Genomic DNA, 23653 nt, shown 5'->3' on the forward strand with positions numbered 1-23653 from the left:
GGGGAGGTTTGAAGTAATCAAGAATCGGTTCTGCGCGCAATTTTATTGCTCACTGTTGAAGGCTGCCCGATGATTGGGCTCCATAGTCTTCAAGAAGTTTCTTGCAGTCTGTGCAGACAAGCTGCATAGCATAGTCGAGAGCCGTCCTGCCATATTTATCCTTCTCTTTGGCCAGTGAGCGGTCAAAGTTCAGCAATTTCTGGATGACCTCTGGATGGCCCCAATCAGCAGCTGTGTGGAGAGCCGTTTTGCCATATTTATCCTTCTCTTTGGCCATTGAGCGGTCAAAGTCCAGCAATGTCTGGATGGCCACTGTGTGGCCACAAAAAGCAGCATTGTGGAGAGCCGTTTTGCCATCGTTGTCCTTCTCTTTGGCCAGTGAGCGGTCAAAGTCCAGCAATGTCCGGATGACCACTGTGTGGCCTTCAAAAGCAGCCTTGTGGAGAGCCGTTTCGCCAAGGATATTCTTCTCTTTGGCCAGGGAGGGGTCAAAGTCCAGCACTTTCTTGATCAATTGTGTGTTGCCAGTGCGGACAGCAGAGTGCAAATCCAGAAGGTGCTTGATTCGGTCACTGTCCGACAATATCTCGGCCTGGACGCTCTCTGTGTGGCCTTGACCGGTAGCAAAGTGGGGTAATTTTGCTCCATCAGGCGACGAGTTTTTTTCTTCTGGCTTCACTTTAGGCTGAACATCAAACACTTTCGTCACAAAAATCTCAGGCAGTCGGATGGTTGTTAATTGATTGGCTGAAATACTCTTGCGGCAGTGAGAACACTGATTTTTGCCTTTTACCCAACTAGTAATGCAATCTTTATGGAAGAGTTGACCGCAGCAGGGAGTGGCCGCAACATTTTCGGCCATTGCCTCCATACAAATTGGACACTCCATATGAGCCACTGCGTCTGAAAACTCCTGAGTTGATGGCGATGAAGCCATTTCAGATGATGTGGGTTTCTGATTGAATATCGGCTCAAGCAGCCCCAGAACCTGTTTGAGTTTCAGGTCTTTTTCAAGATAAGAAGATACACGGGCATAATCGTATATATGCCGCCAGCCAAGTGCGCCAAAGAGATCTATATCAAGCAGTTCATTGGCCACGGCATCTGATAAACCATGCAAAAGCCAGGAAAAAATAGTACCGGCGCTGATACCTCGATCAACCAATATATGAAAAGGCGTAAAACCAGCACTATTGGCTTTTGATAGCATGGCTGGCGTAATGGTTTCTGCATTGCGCTCGAAGATTGCTGCAATATCTTCAGGTGAGTTGTTTCTTGCTATTTCGTGTAACTGGTTTTCAGCACTGGCGACAGTGACTATGGATTTTTCTGTGATGCTTTTTTCTCGCTCTTCCTTCAACCAGTCAAGTCGATGTGACCTGACTTGAAGCAGCCTGGCCTGTTGAAACAGTTCGTCCCAGCTGAGTTCAGGGTTACTCTCCAAAAGTGTTTTTAGTAGCTGCTCATGCTTATGCTCAAGGTTAGCCAGCAACCAAGACGATGCAGCTGCAGGAGAAGTATGCTGTAACAACATCTGAGCTACAGAGACACCGGCATGGTTGGTTGTTAATCCTATGAGATAATCAAAGTAAACCCTGCCCAGAAATGCTTTGGTCAGAGAGTTATTACCTCTGGCAAAGAGAAGATGCAGCGGGGTATAGCCATCAATGGCTCGTTTTTTGCCTAACACCTTAGAGTCAAGGTAAATGCGACAGCCTTCAATAATCCGTTCAATGGTAGCTGAAGAACCCTGACCAAACAGTATGTGCAGTGGCGTTTCGCCATTATGGGCTTCAGCCACCAGCATAGCATCGGTCATCAGGGAATAATTCTGGTCAATAAAATAATAAATCAGCGGGGTACTGCAACTGGCAAAAAGAATATGCAGCAGGTTTGCGCCACTGAAATTCTGCATTGCCAGATACTGGCTAACAGGTCTGCCTGTCTGATTTTGTAATCTTTGAAACACGCCCTCCACTGCCCGGACGAAATTCCGGTGATAAAGAATATGAAGCGGAGTTGAACCTCGGCGGTTCTGCCGAGCCTGCAATTCCCAGGTAATCATCTTGCCATTAGATTGAATGGTTTCCATGATGTCCTGTTCTGACTGATATTGAAACAGGTAGTGTGCTGAAGTCCAGCCGTAATTGTCTGGAAGCTGTATCAGTTCAGCGGTTACCCAATGCTTGAAACGCTGCAGAAACGATCGGATGACTGCCGGTGAAGTATATTGAGCCAGATCGTGAAGCACGGTTCTGTGGTTACGATCTGTCTGATTTAAATCCTCAGCGACTATCGGTAAATCGAATTGTTGTAACAGGTCGAGCAGGGTTTCTTCGGTTCCGAAACGAATCATGAAACGGAACAGAGTCAGAGTATTGTCCATTGAAGGTGTTCCCGGTACCTGCCCTCTGTACCGAGTGCACTGACTTTGGGTATGGATTTTTAGCATTACTTGGCGCGCGTCAAGGGTACCTGCAATGGGTCTGAATTGTTGACACTGATCGCACGTTATCCAGTGCCTTTGTGCGTGAGGCAGTACTTCCTGAAGCAGAAACCCGCTTTGTTCGCAATCCATACAGGATAGCCTTAAACCGGCTTCTGACGCAGGCCTGTCCAGATTTGCTAACACCTGTCGTTTGCTGACGTGATATTCGGTTTGATGCAGTATGACGGTGTAATACTCATCATCCCCGGAAAATGCATTATGAGTGTAATCGGTACGTTTGTTATCAGGTTCTGGATAATTCTGCTCTGGCTGGTTTTGTTTTTTTTCATTGTTGTGTGTCAGGCGGCCTGAATAACGCTGTTTGTTGCCTTTATTCACTGCGGGATTTTGTGAACTTGTGCTTTGGGCGTTTCCCAACTGTACGTTTTCGGGGGGTGTCTGAGTCCTGGTCTGTCTTTTAAAGGTGCGTTCCAGTTCCGAGTATTCAAACTCAAGACTGAACTCAGTATCGGGTAGTTCCAACACGATAGCCAGTTGCTTGCGGAGGGATTTAAGGATGTCTTCAGACAATGGGCAGGGCCGTTCATCTGAGTCTGTCGTCAGCTCCAGAAGCCGTTGTATCAGATGCTCCCTGCCACTGAGCCTGGGAGCGAGCCAGTGTAAAAGCTCCCGTGTATTAAGCAGCTTAACCGCCAGTTCCCGGGATTCAGCCAGGCTGATTCGGAAGGTAAGAGGCGGTGAATCACCGAACCGTACAACAATCGTTACCCCTTCGGGCTGTGTATTGGTAAGCCAGTGGTACACTCCGACAAAAGGCAAATAATCACGCCAGTTAGCAGGCAGGCTTAGAGTGGGCAGGAGAATCAGGTCGACCATCATTTTGTCAGGTACGGGCATAAAGGGCGGTCGTTTGAAATCGTTGTCATCGTCAGTATCGTAGCCACCACCTGAAGGGCTTTGAAATAACACAGGCTTGATTGGCATGCCGGCAGGGGGAATGGCCCCGGCATTTTGAGTATCGTGCGTTTTTTCTACTCGTCCATTTACCACTAAAAAAGGCTTTTTTGAACGCAGATATTGCCCTGATGTGAATGGATACGGGTGATTAAAAGACTCCGGGCAAGGCTGGCTTTCTTTAACCGCTATTCTGCCCGTTTGCTCACTCAACCTGAGCACATAAAGATGGGTTGATTTATCACTATTAGAAAAAGGGAGAGGTACAACAGCACTGGCTTCATAAGTAAAGCCCTGAGCGTTTAAGCCTTGTGCACAGACGATAAATGGCTGGTCGATCTGCCCGAAAATAGTGACTTCGCCAGTAAAAGACTGCGTTCGTGTGCCCTGAGTTTTTGTCGCAACACTTACCGACCTGGCTCGAACGGATATAGAGGAATCACTTTGTTGGTTTACAGGCAGCTGCCATTCCAAGTATTCACCAGTGGCCACTTCAGGATTTGTCAAAAAGGAAATTACTGTTGCTACAAATGCTACATTGGACAGCTGTAAAAAGGTGTAAAAGGTGTACATTGCCAGAGCGGTTAGGTTGCTGAGTTAATACAGGGTAGTCTGTTTTGTTGAGACTGCGAATTGGAATAAGCCTTGTGAGGCTGTCGCAAAACTCCAACAGCTCGTTCCCATGCTCTGGGGTCGTCATTCCCGCGAAGGAGGGTGTCGCAAAACTCCAACAGCTTGTTCTCATGCTCTGGGGTCGTCATTCCCGCGAAAGCGGGAATCCAGCGCCAACAGTGGGTCTCTGACTTCTCGGGGATGACAAGGCGGGGGGGGGCACCGGGCAGTATGGTTCTGGTGGTGAGTCAGTGTGGATTCCCGCCTTCGCGGGAATGACGAGAATGAAGCCGGGAATGACGAGAATGAAGCCGGGAATGACGAGAATGAAGCCGGGAATGACGGGAGTCAACTCGTTCCCACGCTGGAGAGAGTTTTGCGACACGATCTACATGCAGAATGGTGTCACTCAGTGACAGCCAACAATAAATGATGCCTCCGTAGTTCAGTGATTTTCACTATGCCATCCTCACTGGATGTGATCACCTGACTGCCATCGGCGCTAAAGGTGGCCGATGAGATAGTGTCACCATGGACAATGTTGGCTTTTTCTAACCAGGTCCCATCATTCTGCTGACCAATGATTTTCGCCGTTTTGTCATAGCTGGCAGTCACCAAATGGCGGCCATCAGGGCTGAAGGTGGCTGACAAGACCGAACTCTCATGAGAAAAGGTGGCTTTTTCTTCCCATAAGCCATTGGCTTTTCGGCCGTAAATTTTCACTGTGCCATCTCCTCTGGTCGTCACTAGATGACGGCCATCGGGGCTGAAGGAGGCCGATTTGACAGCGTTAATGGGTTGAATGAAGATATTTTCTTCCCATGATCCATCGGACTTTTTCTCATAGATTTTCATCTTGCCATCATACATAGTGACGGTGACCACATAGTTACCATCGGCGCTGAAGGCGGCTGACAGGACTGGCTCCTCATGAGGAAAAACCTCTTTTTCATCCCATAATACACCGGCCCTCTGGCTATAGATTTTCGCCGTTTTATCCCCGCAGGCGATGACCAAATGGCGGCCATCGGTGCTGAAAATGGCTGAAAGGACAGAATTGTAATGGGGAAGGGCGGTTGTTAACTGCCATGATCCATCATCCTTCTGACTATAGATTTTTGCAGTTTTATCAAAACTGGCGGTCACGACATGTCGACTATCGGTGCTGAAAGTGACTGAACAGAGTGGACTAACATTGCGAATGGTGGCGTTTAGTTTCCATGATTCATCAGATCCCAGGTCACATAGCCAGACCGTGCCATGCAAACTGCCGAGGACCAGATGGTGACTGTCGGGACTGAAAGTTGCTGAATTGACCGGTCTGTGTAGAGGAATGGTGGTTTTAATTTCCCATGTTCCATTTGACTTGTAGTCGTAGATTTTTGCTGTGTTGTCGCCATTGGCGGTGACCAGATAGCGGCCATCAGCACTGAGATCGGCAGAGTGGACTCTATTGTCAAATTCCATAGACATGAGCTCGTCAAAGCTGGTGGCTGAGTTCGCTTTATAAATTTTGTCAATGGTGGCTTTTGTGACTAATTCAAAGGTTTCACATTGAGACATCAGCTCAGCCCTGGTGAAAAATAGTAGAGCAGGAGAATAAACACTCTTAGGCTCGCGCTCTGTGAGCGATTGGAGTAACGCCTTATCATTGGAAAACGACTCAAACCAGGCTCGGAGTTGATTCTTGTCTTTTCTGTTGATCGTCATCCTCAGTTGATTCTGGTGTGCTGGAGAAAACTGGCGATACCAGGCTTTTGCCAGAGCGTTATCTTCTTTGATCAGGTCTCGAAGGTGGGTACATACCTTTTGTAAACTGCATATATCCCGAAGTTTCAAATGGCGAAAAATCAGGGACAGTGTATCTGAGTTTAAATCCTGAAATGAAGAATTTTGTTCCTTGTCAGGTACGGTAATGGACCCGCCCGCACTTTTTCCCATTGGCGTTAGCGATAGAGCTTGAGCATGCGTTATTGGCGGTTTAATAACGGAATTATTTATTCCATGCATGACGGCTTCCTGCAAGGTTGTTATTTATCTTTGATCAACAAAAGCGTTTAAAAATTATCATAAATAGTCAGAGACAATTTCTTAACGAAAGTTCAAAACAGCTTGGTCAGTGAAACTAACAAAAGTTCTTTCGGCACATGCAGGAGAGTGCTTTTGAGATAGTGTCACTCAGTGACAGCAGACAATGAATGATTACTCCGTAGTTCAGTGATTTTCACTACGCCATCCAGACTGGATGTGATCACCTGGCTGCCATCGGCGCTAAAGGTGGCCGATGAAATATTGTCATCATGGACAATGTTGGCTTTTTCTGACCATGAACCATCATCCTGCTGACCAATGATTTTCGATGTTTTGTTATGGAAAGGAGTGGTCACCAGATGGCGGCCATCAGGGCTGAAGGTGGCTGATGAGACCCATTTATTATGGTCAAAGGTGACTTTTACTTCCCACAAGCCATTGGCTTTTCGGCCACATATTTTCACTGTGCAATACTTGCCGGCAGTCACAGTCACTAAATTGCGGCTATCGGGACTGAAGGTGGCTGAGTTGACAGCTTGCCTGTGTTGAATGATGGTATTTTTTTTCCATGATCCATCGGACTTCTTCTCATAGATTTTCGCAAGGCAATCCTTACCGGCGGTGAACGCATAGCGACCATCGGCGCTGAAGGCGGCTGACCGGACACCATTATGGTGAAAAACCTCTTTTTCTTCCCATGATCCGTCGTCCATCTGGCTGAATATTTTCGCCGTATCATCATTGCAGGCGGTCAATACATGGCGGGCATCGGTGCTGATGACTGAATTGAGAGAGCTGTTATGGGGAAGGATGGCTGTTAACTGCCATGATCTACCATTGTCGTTCAGGCTATGGATTTTCGCTATGCCTTCCCAGCTGCCGGTCAAGACATGTCGACTGTCGGTGCTGAAGCTGACTGAATCGATGAAAGCATCATGGGGAATGGTGGTGTTTGGTTCCCATGATTCATCGCACTCCAGACTATATATCTTTACCGCGCCATCAAAAGTGGCAGTATGCAGATGGTGACTATCGGGGCTGAAAATCGCTGAGCTGACCCAATCGTTATGGGGAATGGAGGTTTTTTTTTCCCAGGTTCCATCAGCCTTTTGGCGGTAGATTTTTGCCGTACTGTCTCCATTGGCGGTGACCAGATAGCGGCCATCTGCACTTAGGGCGGCTGAGTTGACCCTATTGAGGTATGGCATATTCATGTGATCGGCAATGGGGGGGGTTGAGTTGGCTTTATAATGTTTGTCAATGGTGGCTTTTGTGACTAGTTCAAAGGTTTTACATTGAGACATCAGCTCAGCCCTGGTGAAAAATAATAGAGCAGGTAGATAAACACTTGTGGGCTGGCGATCCGTGAGTGACTTGAGTAACGCCTGATCATTAGAAAACAATTCAAACCAGGCTCGGAGTTGGTTCTTATCTTTTCTGCTGATGGTCATCCTCAATTGGTTCTGGTGTGCTGAAGAAAACTGGCGATACCAGGCTTTTGCCAGTGCGTTATCTTCTTTGATCAGGTCTCGAAGGTGGGTACATACCTTTTGTAAACTGCGAATATCCCGAAGTTTCAAATGGCGAAAAATCAGGGACAGTGTATTTGAGGTTAAATCCTGAAATGTAGAGGTTTTTTCCTTGTCAGATACAGTAATGGACCAGGCTGCACTGTTACCCGTTGGAGTTAGCGATAGGGCTTGAGTTACTGGCGGTTCAATAGCGGATTTATTATTTATTCCATGCATGACGGGTTCCTGCAAAGCTGTTACTTATCTTTGATCAACAAGGACGGTTAAAACTATTTAGTCAGTCAGAGATAATTTCAGAATGAAAGTTCATAACAGGTTGGTCAGTTAAACTAACAAAGTTTCTTTCGGTACGTGCAGGGTAGTGCTGTTGAGATAGTGTTACTCAACAGCAGGCAATAAATGATTCCTCCGTAGTTCAGTGATTTTCACTATGCCTTCCAAACCTGATGTGATCACCTGGCTGCCGTCGGCGCTAAAGGTGGCCGATGTGACCCAGTCATCATGGACAACGGTGGCTTTTTCTAACCATGTGCCATCATCCTGCTGACCAATGATTTTCGCCGTATTGTCCTGGCTAGCCGTCACCACATGGCGGCCATCAAGGCTGAAGGTGGCTGATATGACCCAATCCTTATGGGAAAAGGTGGCTTTTTCTTCCCATAAGCCATCGGCTTTTCGGCCGTATATTTTCACTGTGTCATCGTGGCTGGCAGTCACAAGATGGCGGCTATCGGGGCTGAAGGTGGCTGAGTTGACAGTTCTCTTATGTTCAATAGTGGTATTTACTCCCCACGATCCATCGGCCTTCCTGCTAAAGATTTTCGCCTTGCATAGATCCAAGCCGGCGGTGGCCAAATAGCGACCATCGGGGCTCAAGGTGCCTGACAGGACACCATTATTATTGAAAATGACATCTTTTTTTTCCCATGATACTTCGTCCTTCCGGCTATAGATTTTCAAGGTTCCATCGCAACAGGCGGTTATCAGATAGCAGTCATCACTGCTGAGAGTGGCTGATTTGACAGTACTTTCATGGGGAAGGGTGGCTGTTAACTCCCATGATCCATCGTGTTTTTTGCTATGGATTTTCGCCGTTTGCTCTCTACCGACGGTCACCACGTGCCGACTATCGGTGCTGAAGGTAGCTGCTACGACGTAACGGCTATGGAGAATGGTAGTGTTTGGTTCCCATGATTCATCGTGCACCAGATCATATATCTTCGCCCTGCCATCCGAACCTGCGGTTACTAAATGATGACTATCGGGGCTGAAAATCGCTGATCTGACCCAACTGCCATGGGGAATGGAGGATTTTTTTTCCCATGTTTCATCAGCCTTTTGACCGTAGATCTTTGCCGTACTGTCTCCATTGGCGGTGACCAGATAACGGCCGTCAGCACTAAGTGCCGCTGAATTGACTCGATTGTAATATTCTATATCTGATATATAGGGAGAGTGATCGTATGACTCGCCTTTATAATTTTTGTCAATGGTGGCTTTTGTGACTAATTCAAAGGTTTCACATTGAGACATCAGCTCAGCCTTTGTGAAAAATAATAGAGCAGGTGAATAAACACTCGTAGGCTCGCGCTCTGTGAGTGACTGGAGTAACGCCTTATCATTGGAAAACGACTCAAACCAGGCTCGGAGTTGGTTCTTATCTTTTCTGCTGATGGTCATCCTCAATTGGTTCTGGTGTGCTGAAGAAAACTGGCGATACCAGGCTTTTGCCAGTGCGTTATCTTCTTTGATCAGGTCTCGAAGGTGGGTACATACCTTTTGTAAACTGCGAATATCCCGAAGTTTCAAATGGCGAAAAATCAGGGACAGTGTATTTGAGGTTAAATCCTGAAATGTAGAGGTTTTTTCCTTGTCAGATACAGTAATGGACCAGGCTGCACTGTTACCCGTTGGAGTTAGCGATAGGGCTTGAGTTACTGGCGGTTCAATAGCGGATTTATTATTTATTCCATGCATGACGGGTTCCTGCAAAGCTGTTACTTATCTTTGATCAACAAGGACGGTTAAAACTATTTAGTCAGTCAGAGACAATTTCATAATGAAAGTTCATAACAGGTTGGTCAGTGAAACTAACAAAATAACTTTCGGCACATGCAGGAGAGTGCTGTTGAGATAGTGTTATTGAGATAGTGTTACTCAGTGACAGCAGACAATAAATGATTGCTCCGTAGTTCAGTGATTTTCACTATGCCATCTTCACTGGATGTGATCACCTGACTACCATCGGTGCTAAAGGAGGCCGATGAGATAAAGTTATCATGCTCAATGCTGGCTTTTTCTAACCATGACCCATCATCCTGCTGACCAATGATTTTCGCCGTTCCGTCCTGGCTGGCAGTCACCACATGGCAGCCATCAGTGCTGAAGGTGGCTGATAAGGCGCAACCGTTATGGGAAAAGGTGGCTTTTTTATCCCAAAAACCATTGGCATTTTTGCCGTAAATTGTCACTGTACGATCTCTGCTGGCAGTGACCACATGACGGCCATCGGGGCTGAATGTGGACCAGCTGACAAAATCCCCGTGTTGAATGATGCCACTTTCTTTCCATGATCCGTCGGCCTTTTTCTCATAGATTTTCGCTTCGCGATTCGGACTGACGATGACCAGAGAGCCACCATTGGCGGTAAAGGTGGCTGAACAGACACTATCACTATGAGGAATGGCCTCTTTTTCTTCCCATGATCCACCGTCCTCCTGGCTAAAGATTTTCAACCTCTTATCCTGACCGACAGTTAGCAGATAGCAGCCATCGGTGCTGAAAGTGCCTGAATAGATAGCATACTGATGGGAAAAGAAGGCTGATAACCCCCATGATCCATCATCTTTCTGGCTATGGATTTTCACTTTACCATCCAGACTGACGGTGACCAGATGTTGGCTATCGGTGCTGAAGGTGGCTGATTTAATGTGCCCATTATGAATAATGGTGGTTTTTTGTTCCCATGATTTATCACTTCCCAGCTCATATATCATCGCCTTGTAATGACCACTGACGGTGACTAAATGGTGACTATTGGGGCTGAAAATGGCTGATTGGAAATGGCTTCTATGGGGAAAAGAGGTTTGTATTTCCCATGTTCCATCAGGATTGTGGTGGTAGATTTTTGCCTTATGGTCTCCATTGGAGGTTACCAGAAAGCGGCCATCGGCACTGAGCACGGCCGATTTGACCTTATTCAGGCGTTCCATACGGACGCGATCTTCGGGGCTGCTGGCTGAGTTGGTTTTATAAATTTTGTCAATGGTGGCATTAGTGACTAATTCAAAGGCTTTACATTTAGACATCATTTCAGCCCTGGTGAAAAATAATAAAGCAGGTAAATAAGCACTTGTTGGCTGACGATCCGTGAGTGACTCGAGTAACGCCTGATCATTGCTAAACGACTCAAACCAGGCTCGGAGTTGATTCTTGTCCTTTTTGCTGATGACCATCCTCAGCTGATTCTGGTGTGCTGAAGAAAACTGACGATACCAGGCCTTTGCCATTGCGTTATCTTCTTTGATAACGTCGCGAAGGCGGGTACACACCTTTTGTAAACTGCAAATATCCCGAAGCTTCAAATGGCGAAAAATCAAGGACAGTGTATCTGAGGTTAAATCCTGAAATGACGAGTTTTTTTCCTTGTCAGGCACTGTAATGGACCTGCCTGCACTATTGCCCTCTGGTGTTAGCGCTAGAGCTTGAACTTCCGTTACCAGTGGTTCAATAGCGTAATCATTATTTATTCCATGCATGACGGGTTCCTGAAAAGTTGCTATTTATCTTTGATCAACAATGACGGTTAAGAATTATTTAGTCATTCAGAGACAAAATCAGAATGAAAGTTCATAACAGGTTGGTCAGTGAAACTAAGAAAATGCCTTTCGGCACATGCAGGAAGGCGTCACTCAGTGACAGCAGACAATAAATGATTCCTCCGTAGTTCAGTGATTTTCACTATGCCATCCTCGCTGGATGTGATCACCTGACTGCCGTCGCCGCTAAAGGTGGCTGATGAGATCCAGTCATCATGGGCAATGTTGGCCTTTTCTAACCATGAGCCATTATCCTGCTGTCCAATGATTTTTGCCGTTTTACATTGCCTGGCAGTCGTCACCAGGTGGCGGCCATCAGGACTGAAGTTGACTGATGTAACCTCATTTTTATGATAAATAATGGTTTCTTCTTCCCAGGATCCATCGGCTTTCCGGCCATAGATTTTCATCATACAATCTTTGTTGGCAGTCGCCAGACGGCTGCCATCGGGGCTGAAGGTGGCCAATTTGACACCGTTACTGTGTTGAATGAGGGTATTTTCTTCCCATGTTCCATCGGACTTCTTCTCAAAGAGTTTCGCCCTGCAATCCCGACTGGCGGTGACCAGATAGCAATCATTGGGGCTGAAGTTGGCTGAAATAACTCTACCACTGTGGGGAATGGAATCTTTTTCTTCCCATGAACCATCAGCTTTCTGGCTATGGATTCTCACCATTTTATCCCAACAGGTGGTTACCACCTGGCAGCTATCATTGCTGAAGTTGGCTGAAAAGAGAGCGTTTTTAAGGATCGCCGTTAATTGCCATGATCCATCATCCTTCCGGCTATGGATTTTCCCTGTTTTATCCCAACTGGTGGTCACCGCATGTCGACTATCGGTGCTGAAGCTGGCTGAATGGATGATACCTATATGGAGAATGGTGGTGTTTGGTTCCCATGATTCATCGCATGCCAGATCATATATCTTCGCCGTTTTAAAACTTACGGTTAATACATTATGACTATCGGGGCTGAAAATGGCTGAGTCGACCCATTTGTCATGGGGAATAGTGGTTTTTATTTCCCATATTCCATTAGCCTTGAGGCCATAGATTTTTGCCGTGTGGTCTTCATTGGCTGTGACCAGATAGCGGCCATCAACACTGAGGTCGGCTGAGTTGACTTTATTGGCGGATGCCACATGGCTTTGATCGTCAATGGTGGCTCTGGTGACTAATTCAAAGGTTTCACAGTTAGACATCAGTTCAGCCCTGGTGAAAAATAATAGAGCAGGCAAATAAGCACCTGTGGGCTGGCGATCTGTGAGTGATTCGAGTAACGCCTTATCATTCGAAAAAGACTCAAACCAGGCTCGGAGTTGATTCTTGTCTTTTCTGCTGATGGTCATTCTCAGTTGGTTCTGGTGTATCGAAGAAAACTGGCGATACCAGGCTTTTGCCAGTGCGTTGTCTTCTTTGATCAGGTCGCGAAGGCGAGTAGATACCTTTTGTAAACGGCGAATATCCCGAAGTTTCAAATGGCGAAAAATCAGGGACATTGCATCTGAGGTTAAATCCTGAAAAGAAGATTTTTTTTCCTTGTCAGGTACAGTAATGGACCTGCCCGCACTGTTACCCGTTGGTGTGAGTGATAGCGCTTGAACTTGCGCTGGTAGTGGTTCAGTAACAGGAGGATTATTTATTCCATGCATGAATGACTCTTGCAAAGTTGCTAATGATCTTTGATCAACAAGGGCGTTCTAGTTAGTCAGAGACAGTTTCAGAATGAAAGTTCATAACAGTTTGGTCAGTGCAACTGACAAAATGACTTTCGGCACATTCAGGATGTTGTCACTCAGTGACTGCAGACAATAAATGATTCCTCCGTAGTTCAGTGATTTTTACTACGCCATCCACACTGGATGTGATCACCTGGCTGCCATCGGCGCTAAAGGTGGCCGATGAGATAGCGGCATCATGGACAATGTTGGCTTTTTCTAACCAGGTACCATAATCCTGCTGACCAATGATTTTCGCCGTTTTACAATGCAAGGTAGTTGTCACCAGGTGGCGGCCATCAGGGCTGAAGGTGGCTGACATGGCCAAAAAATTATTGGCAAAGGAGGCTTTTTCTTCCCATAAGCCTTTGGCTTTTCTGCCGTAGATTTTCACTGTGCCATCGAAGATAGCAGTCACAACATGACGGCCATCGGGGCTGAAGGTAGCTGAGTTGACACCTTTACTGTGTTGACTGATGGTGTTTTTTTCCCATGATCCATCGGACTTCTTCTTATAGATTTTCACTGTGCCATCGAGGCTGCCTGTGACCACACAGTTACCAGCAGGGCTGAAGGCCGCTGACATGACAGCACCTTCATGGGGAAAAACCTCTTTTTCTTCCCATAATCTATCGTCTCTCTGGCTATAGATTCTTGCCGTTTTATTCCCGCAGGCGGTTACCACATGGCGGCCATCGCTGCTGAAAGTGGCTGAATAGACAGAATAATGATGGTAAAAGGTAACTGTTAACCCCCATGATCCATCATCCTTCTGACTATGGATTTTCACTGTGTTATCAAAACTGGCGGTCACGACATGACGACTATCGGTGCTGAAGGTGGCTGAACTGATCTGATGATGATGGAGAATGTTGATGTTTAGTTTCCATAACTCATTGCATCCAAGGCCACATATCTTCGCCCTGTGATTCGAGACGGTTACCAGATGGTGACTATCGGGGCTGAAAATCGCTGATCTGACCGAACTGCCATGGGGAATGGAGGTTGTTCTTTCCCATATCCCATCAACCTTTTGGCGGTAGATTTTTGCCGTGTGGTCTCCATTGGTGGTGATCAGGTAGCGGCCATCGGCACTGAGAGCGGCAGAGTGGACTTTATTGAGGTTTCTTATAGGGTCGGTGTCGTCAATGCTGGTGGCTGAGTTGACTTCACAAATTTTGTCAATGGTGGCTTTTGTGACTAACTCAAAGGTTTTACATTGAGACATCAGCTCAGCCCTGGTGAAAAATAATAGAGCAGGTGAATAAACACTCGTCGGCTGGCGATCTGTGAGTGACTCGAGAAACGCCTGATCATTGGAAAACGACTCAAACCAGGCTCGGAGTTGGTTCTTGTCTTTTCTGTTGATGGTCATCCTCAGTTGATTCTGGTGTGCTGAAGAAAACTGTCGATACCAGGCTTTTGCCAGAGCGTTATCTTCTTTGATCACATCGCGAAGGCGGGTACAGACCTTTTGTAAACTGCGAATATCCCGAAGTTTTAAATGGCGAAAAATCAGGGACAGTGTATCTGAGGTTAAATCCTGAAATGAAGATTTTTCTTCCTTGTCAGTTACAGTAATGGACTTTCCCGCATGGTTACCTGTTAGCGATAGAGCTTGAACTTGCGGTAGTGGTGGTTCAATAGCGGAATCATTATTTATTCCATGCATGACGGGTTCCTGCAAAGTTGTTATTTATCTTTGATCAACAAGGAGGGTTCAAAATTATTTAGTAGTCAGAGACAATTTCAGAATGAAAGTTCATAACAGGTTGGTCAGTGAAACTAACAAAATTTCTTTCGCAAAGGTGTCACTCAGTGACAGCAGACAATAAATGATTCCTCCGTAGTTCAGTGATTTTCACTATGCCATCCACACTGGCTGTGATCACCTGGCTGCCATCGGCGCTAAAGGTGGCCGATGAGATCCTTTCATCATGGGTAATGGTGGCTTTTTCTGACCATGACCCATTATCCTGCTGACCAATGATGAACGCCGTTTTGTGATAAATCACCATATGTCGGCCATCAGGGCTGAAGGTGGCTGATAAGCCCCGACAATCAGAGGGTTTATCAAAACCTCTGGCTCTCACCCTCCAGCGTGGTAACCCATACAATATCACACGCTGTAGAGTCTGGTTTTCAGGGGAGTTATGTATTCTCACCCTCTGCGTGGGAACGAGTTGTTGGAATTTTGCGACACTCTCCTTAAGGCGAAAGGTGGTTTCTCTTTCCCATGAGCCACTGGCGGTTCTGTCGTAAATTTTCACTGTGCCATCGTCGCTGGCAGTCACTAAATGGCGGCTATCGGGACTGAAGGTGGCCGAGTTGACAGTTTCCTTGTGTTCAATGATGAAATTTTCTTCCCATGATCCATCGGCCTCTTTGGTATAAATTTTCACCTTGCCATCTATAGTGGCGGTGACCACGTAGTTACCACCGGCGCTGAAGGTGGCTGACAGGACAGCATCTCTATGGGGAATGGCTTTTATCACTTCCCATGATCCGTCCTTCTGGCTGTAGATTCTCGCCGTTTTATTCCAGCAGGCTGTGACCAGATGGCTCCTATCGGTGCTGAAACTGGCTGAAAAGACTAAATCTTTATGGCGAAGGGTGGCCGTTAACTGCCATGATCCATCATCGTCCTTCCGGCTATGGATTTTTACTGTTCTATCGTAACTGGCGGTCACCAGCTGTCGGCTATCGGTGCTGAAGGTGGCTGATCTGACGGCACCATAATGGCGAATGGTGGTGTTTGGTTCCCATGATTCATCGCACCTCAGATCAAGTATCTTCACCTTGCCATTCCCGTCGGCAGTCACCAGATGTTGAATATCGGGACTGAAAGTCGCTGATTCGACCACTCCATCATGGCGAATGATGGTTTTTAATTCCCATGTTCCATCAGGCTTGTGGCCGTAGATTTTTGCCGTATGGTCTCCATTGCCGGTGACCAGATAGCGGCCATCAGCACTGAGGCAGACTGAGTTGATTTTATTCTTGTGTATTATATCGTCGCGATCGTCATCGCTGGTGGCTGAGTTCGCTTTATACGTTTTGTCAATAGTGGCTATAGTGACTGATTCAAAGGTTTTACATTGAGACATCAGCTCAGCTCTGGTGAAAAATAATAGAGCAGGTGAATAAACCCTTGTGGGCTGGCGATCTGTGAGTGACTCGAGTAATGCCTGATCATTAGAAAATAATTCAAACCAGGCCCGGAGTTGATTCTTGTCTTTTCTGTTGATGGACATCCTCAGTTGATTCTGGTGTGCTGAAGAAAACTGTCGAAACCAGGCTTTTGCCAGTGTGTTATCTTCTTTGATCAGGTCGCGAAGGCGGGTACATACCTTTTGTAAACTGCGAATATCCCGAAGTTTCAAATGACGAAAAATCAGAGACAGCGTATCTGAGGTTAAATCCTGAAATGAAGATTTTTTTTCCTTGTCAGTTACAGTGATGGACCTGCCAGCATGGTTACCCGTTAGCGATAGAGCTTGAGTTTGCATTATTGGTGGTTTAATAACGGAATCATTATTTATTTGATGCATACCGTGTTCCTGCAAGGTTGTTATTTATCCTTGATCAACAGGGGCGTTTAAAAATTATCTAGTCAGTCAGAGACAATTTCAGAATGAAAGTTCAGAACAGTTTGGTCAGTGCAACTAACAAAATGCCTTTCGGCACATACATGAAGGTGTTGCTCAGCGACAGCAGACAATAGATGATTCCTCCGTAGTTCAGTGATTTTCACTATGCCATCCTGGCTGGATGTGATCACCTGACTGCCATCGGCATTAAAGGTGGCCGATGAGATCCAGTCATCATGGGCAATGTTGGCCTTTTCTAACCATGAGCCATCATCCTGCTCACCAATGATTTTCGCCGTTTTACTGAAGAAGATAGTAGTCACCACATGGCAGCCATCGGGGCTGAAGGTGGCTGATAAGACAGACCCGCTATAGGAAAAGGTGGCTTTTTCTTCCCAGAAGTCATTGGTTTTTCTGCCATAAATTTTCACTGTGCGATCGCTGCTGGCAGTCACTACGTGGCGGGCATCGGGGCTGAAGGTGGCCGAGTTGAGATGATTACCGTGTTGAATGACGGTATTTTCTACCCATGATCCATCGCACTTCTTGCCATAGATTTTCGCCTTGCAATCGGTACTGGCGATGATCACATAGCAACCATCGGCGCTGAAGGTCGCTAACTCGACAACACTATCATGGGAAATGATATCTTTTTGTTCCCAGGATCCATCGCCCTTCTGGCTATAGATTTTCACCGTCTTATCCCGACAGGCGGTTACCAAATGACAGCCAACAAGGGTGAAAGTGGCTGAAAGGACAGCATTCCGACGGGGAAGGGTGGCTGTTAACTCCCATGATCCATGATCCTTCTGGCTATGAATTTGTGTTGTGTCATCAATACTGACAGTCGCGACATGCCGACTATCGCTGCTGAAGATGGCTGATTTGATGTCACGACCATGGAGAATGATGGTGTTTTGTTCCCATGATTCATTGCATCCCAGATCATATATCATTGCCTTGGCATCACTGGTGATGACAGCATGGCGACTATCGGGGCTGAAAATCGCTGATCTGGTGTCTCCGTAATGGCGAATGATGGTTTTTATTTCCCATGTTCCATCAGCCATGCAGCCGTAGATTTTTGCCGAACAGTCGTTATTGGCGGTGAGCAGATAGCGGCCATCAGCACTGAGGGCGGCTGAGTCGACTCCGCTGAGGTGTACCATACGGAGGCGATCAACTTCGCTGGTGGCTGAGTTGGGGTTATAAGTTTTGTCAATGGTGGATTTAGTGACCAATTCAAATGTTTTACATTGAGACATCATCTCAACCCTGGTGAAAAATAACAGACTGGCTAAATAAACACTCGTCGGCTGGCGATCTGTGAGTGACCCGAGTAATACCTGATCATTGGTAAACGACTCAAACCAGGCTCGGAGTTGATGCTTGTCTTTTCTAGTGAGGGTCATCAATAGCCGAGACTGGTGTTCTGAAGAAAACTGGCGAAACCAGGCTTTTGCCAGAGCGTTATCTTCTTTGATTACGTCGCGAAGGCGGGTACATACCTTTTGTAAACTGCGAATATCACGAAGTTTCAAATGGCGAAAAATAAAGGACAGTGTCTCTGAGGCTAAATGCTGCAATGAAGGTTTCTTTTCCTGGTCAGGTTCAGTAATGAACCTGCCCGCATGGTTGCCCGTTGGTGTTAGCGATAGAGCTTGAACTTGCGGTATTGGTAGTTCAGGACCGGGATTATTATCTATTCTGTGCATGACTGGCTCTTTCAAAGTTGCTGTTTATCTTTGATCAACAAGGACGGTTAAAATTATTTAGTCAGTCAGAGACAATTTCAGAATGAAAGTTCAGAACAGGTTGGTCAGTGAAACTGACAAAATTTCTTTTGGTACATTGAGGATGGTGTTACCCAGTGACAGCAGACAACAAATGATTCCTCCGAAGTTCAGTGATTTTCACTATGCCATCGAAACTGGATGTGATCACCTGACTGCCATCGGCGCTGAAGGAGGCCGATGATATCCGGCGATCATGGATAATAGTGGCTTTTTCCAACCATGTTCCATCATCCTGCTGACCAAAAATTTTCGCCCTTGTGAGATAGTTAGAAGCAGTCACCACATGGCGACCATCAGGGCTGAAGGTGGCTGATACGACGAATGGCTCATGGTCAAAGATGGCTTTTACTTCCCACAAGCCATTGGCTTTTCGACCGTATATTTTCATTAAGTAATTGTTGCTGGCAGTCACCAGATGACGGCTATCGGGACTGAAGGTGGCCAAGTTAAAAGCTTGGCTGTGTTGAATGGTGGTATTTATTTCCCATGCTCCATCGGACTTCTTCTCATAGATTGTCGCAATGCAATCTTTACTGGCGGTGGCCACATAGCGACCATCGGCGCTGAAGGTGGCTGACAGGACGCCATCATTATGGGTAATGACATCTTTTTCTTTCCATGATCTGTCGTCCATTTGGCTGTAAATTTTCACCGTTTTATCGAGACTGGCTGTGATCACATGGCAACCATCGGTGCTGAAAGTGGCTGAATTGACTAAATCGTTATGGGGAATGATGGCTGTTAACTGCCATGATCCATCATCCTTCTGGCTATGGATTTTCGCTGTGTAATCAAAACTGGCGGTCACCACATGTTGGCTATCGGTGCTGAAGCCGACTGATTTGATGTCACGACCATGGACAATGGTGGTGTTTGGTTCCCATGATTCATCGCACCTCAAATCAAATATTATTGCCGTGCCATTCACACTGGCAGTTGCTAGATGATGACTATCGGGGCTGAAAACCGCTGATTTGACCTGTCTGTCATGGGGAATGGTGGTTTTTTTTTCCCATGTTCCATCAGGTTGGTGGTCGTAGATTTTTGCCGTTTTGTCTCCATTGGCGGTGACCAGATAGCGGCCATCAGCACTCAGGGCGGCCGATACAACCCTATTTAGGTGTGACATATTCATGTGGTCCTCAAAGGATGTGGCTGAGTTCGCTTCATATGTTTTGTCAATGGTGGCTTTTGTGACTAACTCAAAAGTTTTGCATTTAGACATCAGCTCAGCCCTGGTGAAAAATAATAAAGCAGGTGAATAAACACTCGTCGGTTGGCGATCTGTGAGTGACTCGAGTAATGCCTGATCATTAGAAAATAATTCAAACCAGGCCCGGAGTTGATTCTTGTCTTTTCTGTTGATGGACATCCTCAGTTGATTCTGGTGTGCTGAAGAAAACTGTCGAAACCAGGCTTTTGCCAGTGCGTTATCTTCTTTGATCAGGTCGCGGAGGCGGGTACATACCTTTTGTAAACTGCGAATATCCCGAAGTTTCAAATGGCGAAAAATCAGAGACAGCGTATCTGAGGTTAAATCCTGAAATGAAGATTTCTTTTCCTTGTCAGGGACAGTAATGGACCTGCCCGCATGGTTACCCGTTGGTGTTAGCGATAGTGCCTGGACTTGCGGTGGTGGTTCAATAACGGAATCATTATTTATTCCATGCATCACGGGTTCCTGCAAAGTTGCTATTTATCTTTGATCAACAAGGAGGGCTCAAAATTATTTAGTAGTCAGAGACAATTTCAGAATGAAAGTTCATAACAGGTTGGTCAGTGAAACTAACAAAATGACTTTCGGCACATGCAGAAAGGTATCACTCAGTGACAGCAGACAATAAATGATTCCTGCGTAGTTCAGTGATTTTCACTATGCCATCGAAACTGGATGTGATCACCTGACTGCCATCGGCGCTGAAGGAGGCCGATGAGATAGGTTCATCATGAACAATATGGGCTTTTTCTGACCATGACCCATCATCCTGCTGACCAATGATTTTCGCCGTTTTGTCATAGCTGGCAGTCACCACATGGCGGCCATCAGGGCTGAAGGTGGCTGATAAGACCCAATCCTTATGGGAAAAGGTGGCTTTTTTTTCCCAAAAGCCATCGGCTTTTCTACCGTAAATTCTCACTGTGTTATCTTTGCTGGCAGTCACTACATAACGGCTATCGGGGCTGAAGGTGGCCGAGCTGACAGTTTTCCTGTGTTTAATGATGAAATTTTCTTCCCATGATCCATCGGCCTTCTTGCTAAAGATTCTCGCTGTGCCATCCATATTTGCGGTGACCACATAGCGACTATCGGCGCTAAAGATGGCTGACAGGGCATCACCAACATGAGGAATGGCATCTTTTTCTTCCCATGATCCATCGTCCTTCTGACTATGGATGTTCAGCGTGTTACCAGCGGTGGTCAACACATGGCGGCCATCGGTGCTGAAAATGGCTGAATGGACAAATTTTTTATGGGGAAGGGTGGCTGTTGACACCCATGATCCATCATCCTTCCGGCTATGGATTTGCACTGTCTTATCCAAACAGGCGGTTACGACATGACGACTATCGGTGCTGAAGCTGGCTGAACTGATCACAGGATCATGGCGAATGGTGGTGTTTGGTTCCCATGATTCATCGCACCTCAAATCAACTATCTTTGCCGTGCCATTCGAACTGGCAGTAGCTACATGATGACTATCGGGGCTGAAAATCACTGATTGGACCTCTCCGTCATGGGGAATGGCGGCTTTTTTTTCCCATGTTCCATCAGGTTGGAGGCCGTAGATTTTTGCCGTTTTATCTCCATTGGCAGTGACCAGATAGCGGCCATCAGCACTTAGGGCAGCTGATATAACACTATTGAGGAGTGCCATATACATGCGGTCCTCAAAGGATGTGGCTGAGTTCGCTTCATATGTTTTGTCAATGGTGGCTTTTGTGACTAACTCAAAGGTTTTGCATTTAGACATCAGCTCAGCTCTGGTGAAAAATAATAAAGCAGGTGAATAAACACTCGTCGGCTGGCGGACTGTGAGTGACTTGAGTAACGCCTGATCATTCGTAAACGACTCAAACCAGGCCCGGAGTTGATTCTTGTCTTTTCTGTTGATGGACATCCTCAGTTGATTCTGGTGTGCTGAAGAAAACTGTCGATACCAGGCTTTTGCCAGTGCGTTATCTTCTTTGATCAGGTCGCGAAGGCGGGTACATACCTTTTGTAAACTGCGAATATCCCGAAGTTTCAAATGACGAAAAATCAGAGACAGCGTATCTGAGGTTAAATCCTGAAATGAAGATTTTTTTTCCTTGTCAGTTACAGTGATTGATTTGCCAGCATGGTTACCCGTTAGCAATAGAGCTTGAGTTTGCATTATTGGTGGTTTAATAACGGAGTCATTATTTATTCGATGCATACCGGGTTCCTGCAAGGTTGTTATTTATCCTTGATCGACAGGGGCGTTTAAAAATTATCTAGTCAGTCAGAGACAATTTCAGAATGAAAGTTCAGAACAGATTGGTCAGTGCAACTAACAAAATGCCTTTCGGCACATACATGAAGGTGTTACTCAGCGACAGCAGACAACCAATGATTCCTCCGTAGTTCAGTGATTTTCACTATGCCATCAAAACCGGATGTGATCACCTGGCTGCCATCGGCGCTAAAGGTGGCCGATGTGATAAAGTCATCATGGACAATATTGGCTTTTTCTAACCATGTTCCATCATCCTGCTGGCCAATGATTTTCGCCGTTTTACAAAACATGACAGTTGTCACCAGGTGGCGGCTATCAGGGCTGAAGGAGGCTGATGAGACCCAAAGCTTATGGGTAAAGGAGGCTTTTTCTTCCCATAAGCCATTGGCTTTTCTGCCGCAAATTTTCACTGTGTAATCTTTGCTGGCCGTCACTAAATGACGACCATCGGGGCTGAAGGTGGCTGATCTGACAGCTTTACTGTGCTGAATGATGCTATTTTCTTCCCATGATCCATCGGACTTCTTCTCATAGATTTTCGCATTGTAATCCTGGCTGGCGGTCACCACATAGCGACCATCGGGGCTGAAAGCGGCTGACAGGACAATATTGTTATGGCGGATGACATCTTTTTCTTCCCATAATTCGTCGTTCTGGCTATGGATTTTCGCCGTACAATCATTGCAGGCGGTTACCACATGACGGCCATCGGTGCTGAAAAAGGCTGAATTGACAGATTGGTTATGGGGAAGGATGGCTGTTAACTGCCATGATCCATCATCCTTCTGACTATGGATTATTGCAGTGTCATCATGACTGGCGGTCATGACATGACGACTATCGGTGCTGAAGGTGGCTGAACTGATCTGACAATTATGGCGAATGGTGGTGTTTGGTTCCCATGATTCATTGTATTCCAGGTCACATATCCTCGCCTTGCACGCACTAACGGTTAACAGATGGTGACTATCGGGGCTGAAAATTGCTGATATGACCTCCTGATCATGAGGAATTGTGGTTTTAATTTCCCATATTCCATCAGCCTTTTGGCCGTAGATTTTTGCCGTATCGTCTCGATTGGCGGTGACCAGATAGCGGCCATCAGCACTGAGGTCGGCTGAGTGCACTATAGACTCTATATCGATGGTGGCTTTTGTGACTAATTCAAAGGTTTCACATTGAGACATCAACTCAGCCCTGGTGAAAAATAACAGAGCAGGTGAATAAACACTTGTGGGCTGGAGATTTGTAAGTGTTTTGAGTAACGCCTGATCATTAGAAAACGACTCAAACCAGGCTCGGAGTTGATTCTTGTCTTTTCTGGTGATGGTCATCATCAGTTGATTCTGGTGTGCTGAAGAAAACTGTCGATACCAGGCTTTTGCCAGTGCGTTATCTTCTTTGATCAGGTCGCGGAGGCGGGTACATACCTTTTGTAAACTGCGAATATCCCTAAGCTTCAAATGGCGAAAAATCAGGGACAGCGTATCTGAGGTTAAATCCTGAAATGAAGATTTCTTTTCCTTGTCAGGTACTGTAATGGACCTGCCCGCATGGTTTCCCGTTGGTGTTAGCGATAGATCCTGGATATGCGGTAGTGGTGGTTCATTAACGGAATCATTATTTATTCCATGCATGACGGGTTCCTGCAAAGTTGCTATTTATCTTTGATCAACA

14 protein-coding genes are annotated in these 23653 nt (G+C 46.2%); all 14 read right to left on the reverse strand.

Going from position 1 to position 23653, the window contains the following annotated elements; all coding sequences use genetic code 11:
- Positions 1-49 precede the first annotated feature (49 nt).
- Positions 50-3910 carry an ankyrin repeat domain-containing protein gene (locus P6910_RS11770; RefSeq protein WP_317146430.1) on the reverse strand — a complete coding sequence of 1287 codons (3861 nt, stop codon included), beginning with the start codon at positions 3908-3910 and terminating at the stop codon, positions 50-52.
- Between the two features lie 77 nt (positions 3911-3987).
- Positions 3988-4164 carry a hypothetical protein gene (locus P6910_RS11775; RefSeq protein WP_317146431.1) on the reverse strand — a complete coding sequence of 59 codons (177 nt, stop codon included), beginning with the start codon at positions 4162-4164 and terminating at the stop codon, positions 3988-3990.
- Positions 4161-4400: a hypothetical protein gene (locus P6910_RS11780; protein WP_317146432.1), complete on the reverse strand. Its 240-nt coding sequence runs from the start codon at positions 4398-4400 to the stop codon at positions 4161-4163. Before P6910_RS11780 ends, P6910_RS11775 begins: the two co-directional genes overlap by 4 nt.
- Positions 4401-4420: 20 nt before the next feature.
- Positions 4421-6025 carry an F-box/WD repeat-containing protein gene (locus P6910_RS11785; RefSeq protein WP_317146433.1) on the reverse strand — a complete coding sequence of 535 codons (1605 nt, stop codon included), beginning with the start codon at positions 6023-6025 and terminating at the stop codon, positions 4421-4423.
- A gap of 164 nt (positions 6026-6189) precedes the next feature.
- A complete protein-coding gene (locus P6910_RS11790) occupies positions 6190-7794 on the reverse strand; it encodes an F-box/WD repeat-containing protein (protein WP_317146434.1) in 1605 nt (534 codons plus the stop codon).
- Between the two features lie 162 nt (positions 7795-7956).
- Positions 7957-9555, reverse strand: coding sequence for an F-box/WD repeat-containing protein (locus P6910_RS11795; RefSeq protein ID WP_317146435.1), 1599 nt, complete (start codon positions 9553-9555; stop codon positions 7957-7959).
- Between the two features lie 176 nt (positions 9556-9731).
- Positions 9732-11336: an F-box/WD40 repeat-containing protein gene (locus P6910_RS11800; RefSeq protein WP_317146436.1), complete on the reverse strand. Its 1605-nt coding sequence runs from the start codon at positions 11334-11336 to the stop codon at positions 9732-9734.
- A 149-nt stretch (positions 11337-11485) separates the two neighbouring features.
- Complete coding sequence (locus tag P6910_RS11805) at positions 11486-13048, reverse strand: F-box/WD40 repeat-containing protein (RefSeq protein ID WP_317146437.1); 1563 nt, start codon at positions 13046-13048, stop codon at positions 11486-11488.
- 139 nt (positions 13049-13187) lie between these two features.
- Positions 13188-14786 (reverse strand): F-box/WD40 repeat-containing protein, encoded by a 1599-nt coding sequence (locus P6910_RS11810; protein WP_317146438.1) that lies wholly within the window; start codon positions 14784-14786, stop codon positions 13188-13190.
- Between the two features lie 139 nt (positions 14787-14925).
- Positions 14926-16665, reverse strand: a complete 1740-nt coding sequence (locus tag P6910_RS11815) for an F-box protein (protein ID WP_317146439.1) — start codon at positions 16663-16665, stop codon at positions 14926-14928.
- Positions 16666-16727: 62 nt separating this feature from the next.
- Positions 16728-18419, reverse strand: a complete 1692-nt coding sequence (locus P6910_RS11820; RefSeq protein ID WP_317146440.1) for an F-box/WD40 repeat-containing protein — start codon at positions 18417-18419, stop codon at positions 16728-16730.
- A gap of 148 nt (positions 18420-18567) precedes the next feature.
- Complete coding sequence (locus P6910_RS11825; RefSeq protein ID WP_317146441.1) at positions 18568-20172, reverse strand: F-box/WD repeat-containing protein; 1605 nt, start codon at positions 20170-20172, stop codon at positions 18568-18570.
- A 148-nt stretch (positions 20173-20320) separates the two neighbouring features.
- Positions 20321-21916, reverse strand: a complete 1596-nt coding sequence (locus P6910_RS11830; protein ID WP_317146442.1) for an F-box/WD40 repeat-containing protein — start codon at positions 21914-21916, stop codon at positions 20321-20323.
- 149 nt (positions 21917-22065) lie between these two features.
- A complete protein-coding gene (locus tag P6910_RS11835; RefSeq protein WP_317146443.1) occupies positions 22066-23613 on the reverse strand; it encodes an F-box/WD40 repeat-containing protein in 1548 nt (515 codons plus the stop codon).
- Positions 23614-23653: the final 40 nt, after the last annotated feature.

The sequence above is a fragment of the Endozoicomonas sp. 8E genome (assembly GCF_032883915.1).
GTDB lineage: Bacteria > Pseudomonadota > Gammaproteobacteria > Pseudomonadales > Endozoicomonadaceae > Endozoicomonas_A.